This window comes from Streptomyces sp. NPDC096040, assembly GCF_040303265.1.
GTDB lineage: Bacteria > Actinomycetota > Actinomycetes > Streptomycetales > Streptomycetaceae > Streptomyces.
The window spans coordinates 110,045-123,454 of record NZ_JBEOTA010000007.1 but is presented as its reverse complement, the minus strand read 5'-3'; the positions used below and the strand labels follow the sequence as shown (position 1 = coordinate 123,454).

The following is a 13,410-nucleotide window of genomic DNA, read 5'->3' as shown; positions in this document are numbered from 1 at the left end:
CGCCACGCCCCCTCTCACCGGTACTCCGAAAGCCTGCGCCCGATGCCGAACAGCGCGCCCGACGCCGCCGCCACACCCAGCATGGCCGCACCGATCGGCAGCCCGGACATCGCGTCCCGCCCGTCGGTGGCCCGCGACTGGAACTCGGCCTCCTCGTGGGCCAGAGCGTTCTTCAGGTTCGTGTCGACGCTGTCGAAACACTCGGCGGTCGCGCCCTTGGCGCCTATCACCTTGTCCAGCGCCGCCTGGTAGTCGCCGTTCTCGTCGTCGGTGCGGGCGTCGGTGTGCCGCTCCTTCCACACCTTCATGTTCCCCTCGGCCGCCTGCACGGGCTTGCTGCCCGCCGAGTCGTCGGCGAGCGCCGCGGCCTGGGTGAGGCCCCTGCCGAGGGCGGTCATGTCCTTGTCGAAATCGTAGTAGTACGCGTCGTACGTCTCACCGTCGACCGTGACCGTCTCCGCGCCCCGCGCGACCAGGCTGAGGTTCTCGTTCCCCCGGGCCTTCAGGGAGGCGATCCGGGCGTCGTGCAGCACGTTCAGCGAGCGGACGCCGTGGTCGTAGGAGTCGTCCAGGCCGGCGCGGGCGAAGGTGTGGCCGACGACCAGCCACAGCAGCGTGACGACGGTGGCCGCGGAGGCGGCGACCAGGCCGTGGTTGAGCACACGGTTCGTACGGCGGTAGTGGCGCAGCTGGGCCCAGGCGAGCGCGGCGAGGGCGAGGAGGCCGAGGACTATGGCCGCCCACGGGTACGGGGTCGCGTCCGCGTAGTCGGACGACAGCCGCGCGTTCTCCTTCGTGTAGAGATCCTCCGCCGCCGGGAGCATCTCCTGCTGCATCTTCTCGTTCGCGTACCGCAGATAGGCGCCGCCGACCGGGTAGCCCTGCCGGTTGTAGACCCTGGCCCGCTCGACGAGCCCCTTGTACTCCGGGAGCAGCTTGTTCAGCTTCGTCACGGCCGCCTCGGAGGGGGAGCCGGGCTCGGAGTTGGCGGCGGCGGTGACGAGCTTGGCGGCGGCGGTCCGGATGTCCGTCTCGTACCGCTGCCGGGAGGCGGCCGTCTCCTGGCCGCCCGCCAGGAACCCGCTGGAGGCCGCGGTGTTGGCGTCCGCGAGCGAACGGTAGATGTCGGCCGCGCCCGAGCTGAGCGGCTGGCTGCGGTGCAGCACGTCGTCGGCGGCGGCCGCGCGGTCGGTCATCTGCCAGGCGGTGACGGCGCCGAAGGCGACGATCAGGACGGCCAGGACGGCGCCGATGAGGCGCAGCCGGCCCGGTTCCGTCGTCGTCGCCGCCCGCAACCGGTCGACGGCTTCCGCGAATGCGGTGCGGCGCGTCGCGGTGGGGGAGGGCGGACGGTACTGGGCGGGCACGGCGGGCCGGGTCGGCAGGGCGGAGCCTGCGCCTGGCGGTGCCGCGCTCTTCGTCGGCGGGTGTGTCACTTGACCTCCCCCATGGTCATCCGGTCGCCGCCCAGTATCGCCGCCCGGACTGACATTGGGCACCGGCCTTCACTGGATCTTGATCCGATCGCAGCGGAACCCCTGCCCATGAATACGCCGGGGGAATCGGTTCGGTTCCGGAGGGGGTGAATCGGTGGTGTTCGGGGCGCGGGTGGGCGCAGCGGCACCCGGTCGGCCGGTGAGCGACCCCACCCGCCCGCAGCCCCCACCCCGGGTCACCCTTCGAAGTACGCCCGCACCCTCCCCTGCACCTCGGCCCCCAGCCCCACCGCGTCCAGCCCCAGCAGCGCAGCCCCCAGCACCGGTCGCGCCGTCACCACTCTCGGTACCGCCTTCGGCGCACGCGCCGCCAGCAGCTCCCGTACGCCGTCGTCCAGTTGTGGGTGACCGCCCGTCAGCACGCCGCCCCCGAGCAGCACCGGCGTCTCCTCGTCCAGCAGGTCGAGGCGGGTCAGGGCGACCGTGGCCATCGTCGCGACCTCCTGTGCCAGCCGGTCCACCACCGACCGGGCGACGGGGTCGCCGTCGGCCGCCGTGGCGAACAGGACCGGTGTCAGCTCGTGCCGGCGGCCGTGCTCGACGTGCTCCAGGTGCAGCGCCTCGATCAGCGCGTACATGGACGGCAGCCCGAAATGGGCCGGGAGGGTGCGGACCAGGGCCGTCGGCTCGCCGCGGCCGTCCTCCGCCCGAGCCGCGTACCAGAGGGCCTCCTCTGCCAGGCCCCAACCGCCGCCCCAGTCACCGGAGATGCGCCCGATCGCGGGGAAGCGGGCGGTGCGGCCGTCGGGGCGCATGCCGACGCAGTTGATGCCCGCCCCGCACACCACGGCGACGCCCCGGGGCTCGGCCACGCCCGCCCGCAGGATCGCGAAGGTGTCGTTGCGGACGGTCACCGAACCGCCCCAGTCGCGAGCGGCCAGCGCGGCGGCCAACTGCTTCTCCTCCACCGGCAGATCGGCGTTGGCGAGGCAGGCGGAGACATGGGCGACCGCGGTGACACCGGCGGCGGCGTACGCCTCGGCGACCGCCGCCGCCACCTCGTCCACGGCCTGCTCCACGCCCACCACCGGCGGCCGGAAGCCGCCGCCGCGGGCCGTGGCGAGGACCTCGCCGCCCGCCGCCACCACCGCGACATCGGTCTTGCTGTTGCCCGCGTCGATGGCGAGGACACTTGCGGTCAGGCCCACGCGAGGTGCTCCCGGTTGTGCGCGATCAGCTGGTCGGTGAGGGCTTCGGCGTACTCGTACTGGCCGATGAGGGGGTGCGAGAGGAGGGCCCGGAAGACGCGGTCGCGGCCGCCGCGCAGCGCCGCCTCCAGGGCCAGTTCCTCGTACGCCGTCACGTTCGCGACCAGGCCGGCGAAGAGCGGGTCGACGTCCGGGACGGGCAGCGGGACGGGCCCGCCCGCGCCGACCGCCGCCTGTACCTCGATCACCGCGTCGTCGGGGAGGAAGGGGAGCGTGCCGCCGTTGTACGTGTTCACCACCTGGTAGGGGTTGCCGGCGCCGCCGAGCAGCGCCGCCGCCAGGTCCACCGCGGCCTCCGAGTAGTACGCGCCGCCCCGCTTGGCGAGCAGCTCGGGCTTCTCGTCCAGGGCCGGGTCGCCGTACATCTCCAGCAACTGCTTCTCCATCGCGGCCACTTCGGAGGCACGGGACGGCTTGGTGCGCAGCTCCCGTACCACCTCGTCGTGCGCGTAGAAGTAGCGCAGGTAGTAGGAGGGGATCACGCCGCCCAGGCGGTCCAGGAGTGCCGTCGGCAGCTTCAGGTCCGCGGCGATCGTGTCGCCGTGCTCCGCGAGCAGCTTGGGCAGGACGTTGTCGCCCTCGGGACCGCCGAGGCGGACCGCCGTCTCCCAGGTGAGGTGGTTGAGGCCGAGGTGGTCGAGATGGATCTCGGACGGCGTGACACCGAGCAGTTTCGCGAACTTCCGCTGGAAGCCGATCGCCACGTTGCACAGTCCGACCGCCCGGTGCCCGGCCTGGAGCAGGGCGCGGGTCACGATCCCCACCGGGTTGGTGAAGTCGATGATCCAGGCGTTCGGGTTGGCCCGCCGGACGCGTTCGGCGATGTCCAGGACGACGGGGACGGTCCGCAGGGCCTTGGCGAGCCCGCCGGCGCCGGTCGTCTCCTGGCCGATGCAGCCGCACTCCAGCGGCCAGGTCTCGTCCTGCTGCCGGGCCGCCTGGCCGCCGACGCGCAGCTGGAGCAGCACCGCGTCGGCGCCCTCGACACCCGCGTCCAGGTCGGAGGTGGTGACGATACGGCCGTCGTGGCCCTGCTTGGCGAAGATACGGCGGGCCAGTCCGCCCACCAGTTCCAGGCGCTCGGCGGCCGGGTCCACCAGGACCAGTTCCTCGATGGGCAGGGTGTCCCTGAGCCGTGCGAAGCCGTCGATGAGTTCGGGGGTGTAGGTCGAGCCGCCGCCGACCACGGTGAGTTTCATACCAGGGTTAACCCTTCACTCCGGTGAGCGTGACGCCCTCGACGAACGCCTTCTGGGCGAAGAAGAACACGAGGATCACGGGGGCCATGACCAGTACGGTCGCGGCCATGGTGAGGTTCCAGTCGGTGTGGTGCATGCCCTTGAACGACTCCAGGCCGTAGGACAGCGTCCAGGCGCCCGGGTTCTCCGAGGCGTAGATCTGGGGGCCGAAGTAGTCGTTCCAGGCGTAGAAGAACTGGAAGAGGGCGACGGCGGCGATGCCCGGTTTCGCCATGGGGACCACCACCCGCAGCAGGGTCCGCAGGTCGCCGCAGCCGTCCACCTTCGCCGCGTCCAGGTACTCATTCGGGATCGTCGTCAGGAACTGGCGCAGCAGGAAGATGGAGAACGCGTCGCCGAACGCCATCGGGACGATCAGCGGCCACAGGGTGCCGGAAAGACCGAGCTGCTTCGCCCAGAACAGGTACATCGGGATGATGATCACCTGCGGTGGCAGCATCATCATCGAGATCACCAGCATGAGTGAGAGATTCCGGCCCCGGAAGCGGAACTTCGCGAGCGCGTACGCCACCGGCAGGGAGGAGACGACGGTCAGGACGGTGCCCAGACCGGCGTAGAACAGCGTGTTCCGCCACCAGGTCAGAAAGCCGGGGGTGTCGAAGACCTTCCGGTAGTTGCCCCACTCCCAGGTGTGCGGGATCAGGTCCCGGCTGAGCGCCTGGCTGTCGCTCATCAGCGAAGTCAGGAAGACGAACACGAAGGGGAGGGTGAAGAAGAGGGCGGCGGCGACGCCGAGGGAGTGGACGGCCACCCAGTTCAGCAACGCCTTGCGACGCGCGGTGCGTTCGGCCGCCGTCATCGGCTGCCCGGTCACGTCCACCGGCCGGTCCAGTACCTGGGCCATGTTCAGTCACCTGCCTGGATGAGACCGCCCCGGCGCCGCATCAGAAACGAGGTGAACACCATGGACAGGACGAAGAGGACGAGGGCGACGACACACGCGGAGCCGTAGTCGAAGCGCTGGAAACCGAGGTTGTAGACGAGCTGGGGCAGGGTGAGCGTCGACTTCTCCGGATAACCGGGCTCGAACTGAGTGCCCGCGCCCTGGATGACACCCGAGGCGACCTTCCCGGCGATGAGTGGCTGTGTGTAGTACTGCATCGTCTGGATGACACCCGTGACGACCGCGAACATCACGATCGGCGAGATGTTCGGGAGCGTGACGTACCGGAAGCGCTGCCATGCCGACGCGCCGTCCAGCTCCGCCGCCTCGTACTGCTCCGCCGGTACGTCGAGCAGCGCGGCCATGAAGATGACCATCAGGTCGCCGATGCCCCACAGCGCCAGCAGGGTCAGGGCCGGCTTGGACCAGGTGGGGTCGTTGAACCAGCCCGGGGCCGGGATGCCGATCTTCTCCAGGATCGAGTTGACCGGGCCCGTACCGGGGTTGAGGAGAAAGGCGAAGGCCATGGTGGCCGCGACCGGAGGGGCCAGGTAGGGCAGATAGAAGAGGGTGCGGAAGACACCCGTACCCGTCTTGATCTTCGTGATGAGCATGCCGATGCCGAGGCCGAAGACGACCCGGAGCGAGACCATCACGATCACGAGCCACAGGGTGTTGCGCATCGCGGGCCAGAAGTACGGATAGTGCTCGAAGACGTACGTCCAGTTCTTCGTCCCGTTCCACGTCGCCGGTTTGAAACCGTCGTAGTGCATGAACGAGAAATAGACCGTCGAGATCAGCGGATACGCGAAGAAGACCGCGAAGCCGATCAGCCAGGGCGACATGAAGGCGAGAGTCCGAAGCGCCGACCGGCGGCGCTTCGACGCCAGTGTGAGGGTGCTCATCGTCGGTTACTTCGCCTGCGCGATGTCCGTGTCGATCTGCGCGGCGGCCTGCTTCAGGCCCGCCTTCAGGTCGGTGACCTTGCCGCTCTCGTAGTCGTAGCCGAGCTGCTGGATCGTCGTCAGGTAGACACCGCCGTTGACGGAGGCGGGTGCCGTCGTGGAGTCCGGGTTCGCGGCGATGTCCAGGAACGTCTTGAACCGCGGGTCGTACTTCAGTTTCGGCGACTTCAGGGCGGCCAGGGTGGACGGCACGTTGTGGATGGCGTTGGAGAAGTCCACCACCGCGTCCGTGTCGGTGCTGATGTACTTCACGAACTCCCAGGCCGCGTTCTGCTTCTTGCTGGTGGCGGCGATACCGGCGATGGTGCCGGTGATGTAGCCCTTGCCGTACTGGGCGGCCTGGGCGTCGGGGACCGGCATCGGGGCGACACCTATGTCGAAGTTCGGCTTGGCGTCCAGGGCCATGCCCAGGCGCCACTCACCGTCGAGCTGCATGGCCACCTGGCCCGTCTGGAAGGGGTGCTTGGGGCCCCATTCGTCGCCGAGCGTGGCGCGGAACGTCTCCAGCTTCTTGTAGCCGCCGAGCTCGTCGACGAGGTGCTTCTGGACCGTGAAGGCGTCGGCGAAAGCCGGGTCCTTGGCGACGTTCGACTTTCCCTGGCTGTCGAAGTACGTCGGCGAGAACTGCCCGAGGTAGTGCTCGGTCGTGGTCTCCCAGCCGTGGTAATCCGGCATGAAACCGAGCTGCTTGAAGCTGTCGCCCTGAGCGATCGTCAGCTTCCTGGCATCGGCCGTGAATTCGGTCCAGGTCTTCGGCGGGCTGGTGATACCGGCCTTCTTGAACGCCGTCTTGTTGTAGTAGAGCCCGTAGGCGTCCCCCAGCAGCGGTTGCCGTCGAACTGGGTGTACTCGTTCATCGCCTTCGGGAACGTCGTCTCCGGGTCGATGTCCGACTTCTTGAAGAAGGGGTTGAGGTCGACCAGCGCACCCGAGTCGCAGAACTTGCCCACGCTGTTGGTGGTGAAGGACGAAATGACGTCCGGGGCCTTGTCGCCGCCGGTGCGCAGCGCCTGGTTCATCTTGTCGTCGGTCATGTTGCCGACGACGTTGACGTGGATGTTGGGGTGCGCCTTCTCGAAGCCGGCGATCAGCGCGTTGACGGCCTTGACCTCGCTCGGTGCGCTCCAGGCGTGCCAGAAGTTGATGGTGGTGTTCGCGGAGGCGTCGTCGGTGGCGCCGGAGGAGGACTGGCCGGTACAGGCGGTGAGAAGGGCGAGCGAACTGGTGAGGGCGGTCAGGGCAAAAGCCGTCTTTCGGGCAGCGGAGGGTATGGCCATGGCAGGGTCTCCCAGGGGCGGGCGGTGAGGAAAGGGGCCGGTGCGGGGGGTGAGGGGCCGGTGCGGGTCTGGGTGTTACGCGGGTCAGCGCGAGGTGTCGAAGATCTCGTCGCGGGTGGTCGCGAGCGCGCTCTCCAGCGCGCCGCGCAGCACGGGGTGTTCCTGGACGTCGCCGACGACGAGCCGCGGCCGGGCGGCCGCCAGCTCCTCCAGCTCGGCCTGGACCAGGGCGCGCAGCACCTCGCCGCCGGAGGTCAGGACGGTGCCGCTGAGGACGACGAGTTCGGGGTCGAGAACGGAGACGAGGGAGGCGAGACCGGTGGCGAGCCGGGTCGCGTAGGTCTGCAGGAGTTCGCGGTGCGGCCCGCTGCCGTGATCGGCGGCGCGGGCGACGAGCGCGGCGGCGGCCTCGGCGTGCGACGACCCGGTCGGCAGGTCCTCGATGCCCAGCTCGCCGGCGAGCCTGGGCAGCGACTGCGAACCGGCGAGTTCCTGGTAACCGCCGCTGTTGGCCTTGGTGACCTGGCGGACCAGCGGGGTGCCCGGCACCGGCAGGAAGCCGACCTCGCCGGCGCCGCCGGTCCAGCCGCGGTGCAGCCGTCCGCCGAGGACCAGGGCGGCGCCCAGGCCCTCCTCGTTCCACAGCAGGACGAAGTCGCCGTGGCCGCGGGCCGCGCCGAGCCGCTGTTCGGCGATGGCGACGAGGTTGACGTCGTTCTCGTACTCGACGGGCATCGGCAGCGCGGCGGCGAGGTCGTCGAGCAGCGCGGGGGAGTGCCAGCCGGGCAGGTGCGAGGCGTAGCGCAGCCGGCCGGTGTTGGGGTCGAAGGCGCCGGGTGTGCCGATGACCAGCCGGCGGACGTCGTCGCGGGCCAGTCCGGCCGCCTTCACGGCACCGTCGAGGGCGTCGGTGACCTGCCGTACGACGGACTGGGCCGACCGCCGTCCCGGGGTGGGGAGTTCGTACTCGCCGACGGTGCGGCCGGTGACGTCGGCGACGGCGGCCCGGATCCGGGCCGGGTTGACGTCGAGCCCGGCGGCGTGGGCGGCGGCCGGATTCACCGAGTACAGCTGGGCGTTGGGACCCGGCCTGCCCTCGCTCGTCCCGGTCGCGAGCACCAGCCCGGCCGCCTCCAGGCGGGCCAGCAGCTGGGAGGCGGTCGGCTTGGAGAGGCCGGTGAGCTTGCCGATCCGCGTGCGCGACAGCGGGCCGTGCTCCAGCAGCAGGTCCAGTGCGGCGCGGTCGTTCATGGCGCGCAGCACGCGCGGGGTGCCCGGCGTACCGGCGGTTCCTGCCATGCGGTTCGACACCTGCCTCTCCAGCCGCTCAGTTTCCCAGTGACCTGGGCGATCGGTCCACCCGGGTGAGTCACCCGGATCACTCGTCCGGGTCGCTTGTCCCGAACGCTCGTCCGTTGATCACTGTTAGGAAAGTTTCCTGTTGGCTGGAAAACGTAGGCCGCCGGAAGGAGAGCGTCAATAGCCCGCCTGCGCGGCAACGCACTCGTTATCTGGGCCCGGACACCCGAAGGGCCCGCCCGGAAGACCGGACGGGCCCTGAGATGAGGCGACCGCAGGTACTACTTGACCTTTCACCGGCTCCGGGGGAGGCGTCGGCGGTCAGCCTGGCCGCGCGCTGCACCTTGGCCGTGCCGAGGTTGCCCCCGCTACTTCCCTGCCGCCGCCGGCCGCTGCGGAGCGATCGGGGTCGTGGCCGCCACCTGCGGGGAGTCCGCGTTGGAGAACACCGCCGGGGCGGCCACGGTCGCCGTCGGGTCCGGGAGATCGTCCTCCGAGAGCGCGGTCGGGACACCGCCGACGATCCGGATGTTCGCCTCGTCGAAGGCCCGCTTGATCCGCCAGCGCAGCTCGCGCTCCACGGTCAGCGCCTTGCCCGGCATGGTCTTGGCGGAGAGGCGGACCACCATCGAGTCGATGAGGACGGAGTCCAGGCCGAGGATCTGGATCGGGCCCCACAGCAGCTCGTTCCAAGGCTCCTCCTTGGCCATCTTCTCGGCGACCTCGTCGAGGGTGGCCCGGACCCGGTCCAGGTCCTCGCTGGGCCGGACGGTGACGTCGACACCGGCCGTGGCCCAGCCCTGCGAGAGGTTGCCGATCCGCTTGACCTCGCCGTTGCGCACGTACCAGATCTCGCCGCTGTCCCCGCGCAGCTTGGTCACCCGCAGCCCGACCTCGATCACCTCGCCGGAGGCGACCCCCGCGTCGATCGTGTCACCGACGCCGTACTGGTCCTCCAGGATCATGAACACGCCGGACAGGAAGTCCGTGACCAGGTTGCGGGCGCCGAAACCGATCGCCACACCGGCGACACCGGCCGAGGCCAGCAGCGGCGCCAGGTTGATCTGGAAGGCGGACAGCACCGTCAGCGCGGCCGTGCCCAGGATCACGAAGCTCGCCACCGACCGCAGCACGGAGCCGATCGCCTGCGAACGCTGCCGCCGCCGCTCGGCGTTGACCAGCAGCCCGCCGAGGGTCGTGCCCTCCGCCGACTCGACGGTCCGGTTCATCCGGTCGATGAGCTTGGTTATCGCCCGCAGCACGACCCTTCTGAGGACGACCGCGATCACCAGGATCAGCAGCACCTTCAGACCTATCGCCAGCCATGTCGACCAGTTCTGCTCGACCCAGCTGGCCGCGTTCGTCGCGCTCTGCTGGGCGTCCTGGAGCGTGGGCACCGCCGGGGTCGACGATCCGGAGGGGGTCGGTGACGGCGACGAACCAGCGGCAGGCAGGACGGCGGGCAAGGACACGGCGGGTACCTCCAGGCGGTGCGGTACTGCCCTCCGACACGGCGTTCAAGGTCACGGAAAGGTCACCGGACGGGCAGGATCACCACACTAACGGGGCATCGTGTGTGGGCCCGACCGTCACGAGAAGGAGAGACCGCGCTCACTCCCGCCTGAGCTGGCTCGCTTGGAAAGGGGGGTATCCGGGGGATGAATGCGGTGTGGTCGAAAACACTCCCAGCCCGTTACGTGGACATGGTGGCGCGTCCACCAGGCAAGAGGAGAGACTGGCCACAGATCGTCCCGGCGCGAGCCACGCGCCGCCGACGCCCAAGGAGGCCCCCGTGCCGCATGTCCTGGTCCTCAACGCGTCGTACGAGCCGCTCGGCGTCGTACCGCTCCGCCGCGCGCTCGTCCTCGTCCTGGAGAACAAGGCTGTCGCCTTGGAGGAATCCGGCGCCTATATGCACAGCGCAACCGTCACAGTCCCCGCACCCAGCGTGGTCCGGCTCAAGCGATTCGTACGGGTTCCCTACCGGGGGCCCGTTCCTCTGACCCGAAGGGCGCTCTTCGCGCGCGACGGGGGCCGGTGCATGTACTGCGGTGGCGTCGCAACCAGCGTCGACCACGTGATCCCGCGCAGTCGCGGGGGTCAGCACGTCTGGGACAACGTGGTGGCGTCGTGCCGCCGCTGCAACCACGTCAAGGCCGACCGCCATCTCTTCGAGATCGGCTGGCGCCTGCGGCACAAACCAGCTCCACCCACCGGCCTGGCCTGGCGCATCATCGGGACCGGCCATAGGGACCCGCGCTGGCTGCCCTACTTGCAACCGTACGGCGCGGACGACGCCCTGGCCCGGATCGACGGCATCTCCGCCTGACGACCCGGGCTTTCGCATACCCCGTGGCTGCACGCCTCAGCCACGGGGCGCTCCGGCGCGCGCCCCGCGTACGACGTACAGCGCGCAGCCCGCAGCGAACCCGCCCAGCGCCGCCGCCCAGGCGCCCGGCTGCGCACCCGGTTGCACGGGCCACGCCCACACCGTCGCCGCGCTTCCACGCGCCCCCGCCGAGCCCAGGTACACGGCACTGACGTAACCGAAGGCAGGCAGCCGGCTCAGCCGGGCGCCGAGCAGCACCGCCGCCGCGGCCGTCACCCCCCCGTACACCCCGGCGTGTCGCGGATCACGGCCGACGACCCGAAGGTCTCCGGATGCCCCAGCACCGCCACCGGCAGCAGCACGACCGCAAGCACGGTGAGCCCGGCCGGCTGCGCCGGCCGCCGCGGCTACCACGGTCGCACGGTGGCCGTACGGTCCAGCTCGTCGGAGGGCGAGTACAGGCTCACCCCGATCACCGCGGCCACCAGCAGCGGGGCCGTCGCGACCACCGGCACCCGGCGGTCGGGGTCCGGACAGCCGTCCAGGCGGGCCGCCGCCCAGACGGCGAAGGCGGTCGTCCAGGCGAGCGCGGCCAGGGTGGCCCGGGAGCGGGCGTGGAGCAGGGGACCGGCGTCGTCGTCACAGGGCCGGCACCCCGCTCGGGTCGCAGTCGGCCCGGGCGGCGAAGTATGCCGACAGCCAGGTACGGCGCTCTTCGTCGTCCATCGCGGCGAGGCGGGCCCGGGCGGCGCGGCGCTCGGCCGCTTCGGCGCGGTGCTTCGCGTCCCCATGGGCATCCAGGTCGTCGAAGTGCTGCCGCGCGGGGAGCGGCGCGAGGTAGTCCTCCACGGCGTCGTCGGCCGTGGAGGCCGGGCCGTCGGGGCAGTCCGCGCGCAGCTGCAGCGCCCCGACCGCCTCCCACGCGAACTCCTCCGGATCGGTCAGCCGCCCCCGCACCAACGACCAGCCGAGCGGCGTCAGCGAAGGCAGCTGCGCCTCGCCCGCGCGCGGCCCGCCGTAGCGGTCCGCCCAGCGCACCGGCAGGTTCCGTACGCCGTTCAGCTTGCCGGTGACGTCCGACAGCGCCTCGGTGAGCTGCGGGAGCGCACCCGCGTACCGGGCGTTTACACACACCGCCGGGGTGACGGACGTGTCGCACACCTGCCGGTGGGCGAGTGGGTCGGTGCGCCACGGCCCGTCAGCGGTCTGTGTGAGCAGCACGGCCGCGGCCGTCGCGGCGGCCAGCGGCAGCAGGGCCGTCCACCGGCGCCGGGCCGCGTACGCCAGTACGGCCGCCCCCGCCAGGCCGCCCGCCCAGACCGCCATCGCCACCGGCTGCCACCACACCGGCACCGAGGTCTCCGTGATCGCGAGCGCGGGATCGAGGTACCGTCCTGCCCCCGAGAGCGCCACCGCCGGCAGGCCCAGCCCCACATACCCCGCCACGGCCAGCAGCGGAGCCGCGAGCCGCCAGGGCGCCGCCCGCCCCACCACCTGCCCGGCCAGCACGGCGGCTCCCGACACGAAGGCGTCGGTGGGCACCAGGGCCGGCCGCGGAGCGTCCCCCAGGGCGTACGGCCAGGTCGCGAGCAGCGCCAGCGCCGCCGCGCCCAGGTACCCGGCGGCCACCCAGAGTGCCATCGGCAGCGCCGACACCAGGAACCGGACCAGCGGCGGCCGTACGACCGTCCCCCACAGCTCCTCCGTACGGCGCCGCCGTTCCCGTCCGCCCTGCCAGCAGCCCGCCGCCGCGGCCGCCGGAACCGTGATCAGCATGGTGCTGTGCAGCCGCGCGGCCGTCTCCGCCCAGCCGCCCTGCCATCTGTCGGCCGACGCGGCGAGCGTCACGCCCAGTGTCATCAGCACGATGAGCCCGGCCCAGGGGGCGAAGCCCCGGCGCGCCTCCGCGAGCAGCGGGGTTCTCGCCCCTGCCATGACGCTCATCGCGACGCCTCCTGCGTGCGGTGGGCGCGCAGGGCCGCCGTGTAGCCGCGCTCGATCGGATGGTCGCCGGGGCCGCCGGACGCCGTGCCGAGGGCGGCCAGCGCATCGGGTGTGCCCCGGTAGGCGACCCGGCCCGCGTCCAGGAGGGTGACCTCCGTGCAGGCCGCCGCCACGTCCTCCACCAGGTGGGTGGAGACCACCACGGTCGCCGAGCCGCCCAGCTCGCGCAGCAACTCCCGGAACTCCACGCGCTGTTCGGGATCCAGTCCCGCGGTCGGCTCGTCCAGCAGCAGGACCCGCGGTTCGTTGACGACGGCCTGCGCGATGCCGACCCGCCGGACCATGCCCCCGGACAGCGTCCGGATCTTCGCGTCGGCCCGGTCGGCGAGCCCGACCCGGGCCATCGCCCGCTCCACGGCCGCCGGGACCTCGGCGGCCGGCATCTCCTTCAGCCAGGCCACATACGCCACGAACTCCCGCACGGTGAACCCCGGGTAGGAGCCGAACTCCTGTGGCAGATAGCCAAGCCGGGCGCGGACCTCGCCGAGGGCGCGGTGCCCGGCGGTGTCCCGGCCGAGCAGCTCCACCTGCCCCGCGGACGGTCTGGCGACCGTGGCCAGCACCCTGATCAGCGAGGTCTTCCCGGCGCCGTTCGGGCCCAGCAGCCCGTGCACCCCCGTGCCGAGCGTGAGGTCGACCGAGTCCAGGGCGACGGTCCTGCGGTGCCGGACGCGCAGGCCGGCCACTCGT

11 protein-coding genes and 1 pseudogene are annotated in these 13,410 nt (G+C 71.3%); 1 reads left to right on the top strand and 11 read right to left on the bottom strand.

From position 1 onward, the window contains the following. Nucleotides 1-14 precede the first annotated feature (14 nt). From ABTY98_RS11135 to ABTY98_RS11100, 8 genes and pseudogenes are all read right to left on the bottom strand, one after another. The gene (locus tag ABTY98_RS11135) at nucleotides 15-1,436 is read right to left on the bottom strand and encodes a GlnX family signal transduction membrane protein (RefSeq protein WP_502994195.1); all 1,422 of its coding nucleotides are present in this window, start codon (nucleotides 1,434-1,436) and stop codon (nucleotides 15-17) included. 236 nt (nucleotides 1,437-1,672) lie between these two features. Continuing rightward, complete coding sequence (locus tag ABTY98_RS11130; protein WP_352220593.1) at nucleotides 1,673-2,644, bottom strand: N-acetylglucosamine kinase; 972 nt, start codon at nucleotides 2,642-2,644, stop codon at nucleotides 1,673-1,675. Further along, nucleotides 2,635-3,903, bottom strand: coding sequence for a 6-phospho-beta-glucosidase (locus tag ABTY98_RS11125; RefSeq protein WP_352220592.1), 1,269 nt, complete (start codon nucleotides 3,901-3,903; stop codon nucleotides 2,635-2,637). Before ABTY98_RS11125 ends, ABTY98_RS11130 begins: the two co-directional genes overlap by 10 nt. 7 nt (nucleotides 3,904-3,910) lie before the next feature. Next, nucleotides 3,911-4,807, bottom strand: coding sequence for a carbohydrate ABC transporter permease (locus tag ABTY98_RS11120; protein ID WP_352220591.1), 897 nt, complete (start codon nucleotides 4,805-4,807; stop codon nucleotides 3,911-3,913). 2 nt (nucleotides 4,808-4,809) lie between these two features. Continuing rightward, a complete protein-coding gene (locus ABTY98_RS11115; RefSeq protein WP_352220590.1) occupies nucleotides 4,810-5,751 on the bottom strand; it encodes a carbohydrate ABC transporter permease in 942 nt (313 codons plus the stop codon). Nucleotides 5,752-5,757: 6 nt separating this feature from the next. After that, nucleotides 5,758-7,088 (bottom strand): annotated as a pseudogene (locus ABTY98_RS11110) (ABC transporter substrate-binding protein). A gap of 84 nt (nucleotides 7,089-7,172) precedes the next feature. Beyond that, nucleotides 7,173-8,387 carry an ROK family transcriptional regulator gene (locus ABTY98_RS11105; RefSeq protein WP_352220589.1) on the bottom strand — a complete coding sequence of 405 codons (1,215 nt, stop codon included), beginning with the start codon at nucleotides 8,385-8,387 and terminating at the stop codon, nucleotides 7,173-7,175. A gap of 368 nt (nucleotides 8,388-8,755) precedes the next feature. Then, on the bottom strand, nucleotides 8,756-9,859 hold the full coding sequence (locus tag ABTY98_RS11100) for a mechanosensitive ion channel family protein (protein ID WP_352220588.1): 1,104 nt from the start codon (nucleotides 9,857-9,859) through the stop codon (nucleotides 8,756-8,758). Between the two features lie 320 nt (nucleotides 9,860-10,179). Here ABTY98_RS11100 and ABTY98_RS11095 point away from each other — a divergent pair, with 320 nt between their 5' ends. After that, nucleotides 10,180-10,716 (top strand): HNH endonuclease, encoded by a 537-nt coding sequence (locus tag ABTY98_RS11095; protein WP_181805740.1) that lies wholly within the window; start codon nucleotides 10,180-10,182, stop codon nucleotides 10,714-10,716. 36 nt (nucleotides 10,717-10,752) lie between these two features. Here ABTY98_RS11095 and ABTY98_RS11090 read toward each other — a convergent pair whose 3' ends face one another. The 3 genes from ABTY98_RS11090 to ABTY98_RS11080 all read right to left on the bottom strand — a co-directional run bounded on the left by ABTY98_RS11090 (nucleotide 10,753) and on the right by ABTY98_RS11080 (nucleotide 13,406). Continuing rightward, a complete protein-coding gene (locus ABTY98_RS11090) occupies nucleotides 10,753-10,992 on the bottom strand; it encodes a hypothetical protein (protein ID WP_352220587.1) in 240 nt (79 codons plus the stop codon). Nucleotides 10,993-11,355: 363 nt separating this feature from the next. Continuing rightward, on the bottom strand, nucleotides 11,356-12,660 hold the full coding sequence (locus ABTY98_RS11085) for a hypothetical protein (RefSeq protein WP_352220586.1): 1,305 nt from the start codon (nucleotides 12,658-12,660) through the stop codon (nucleotides 11,356-11,358). Continuing rightward, nucleotides 12,657-13,406 carry an ABC transporter ATP-binding protein gene (locus ABTY98_RS11080; RefSeq protein ID WP_352220776.1) on the bottom strand — a complete coding sequence of 250 codons (750 nt, stop codon included), beginning with the start codon at nucleotides 13,404-13,406 and terminating at the stop codon, nucleotides 12,657-12,659. Before ABTY98_RS11080 ends, ABTY98_RS11085 begins: the two co-directional genes overlap by 4 nt. Between the last annotated feature and the right edge of the window lie 4 nt (nucleotides 13,407-13,410).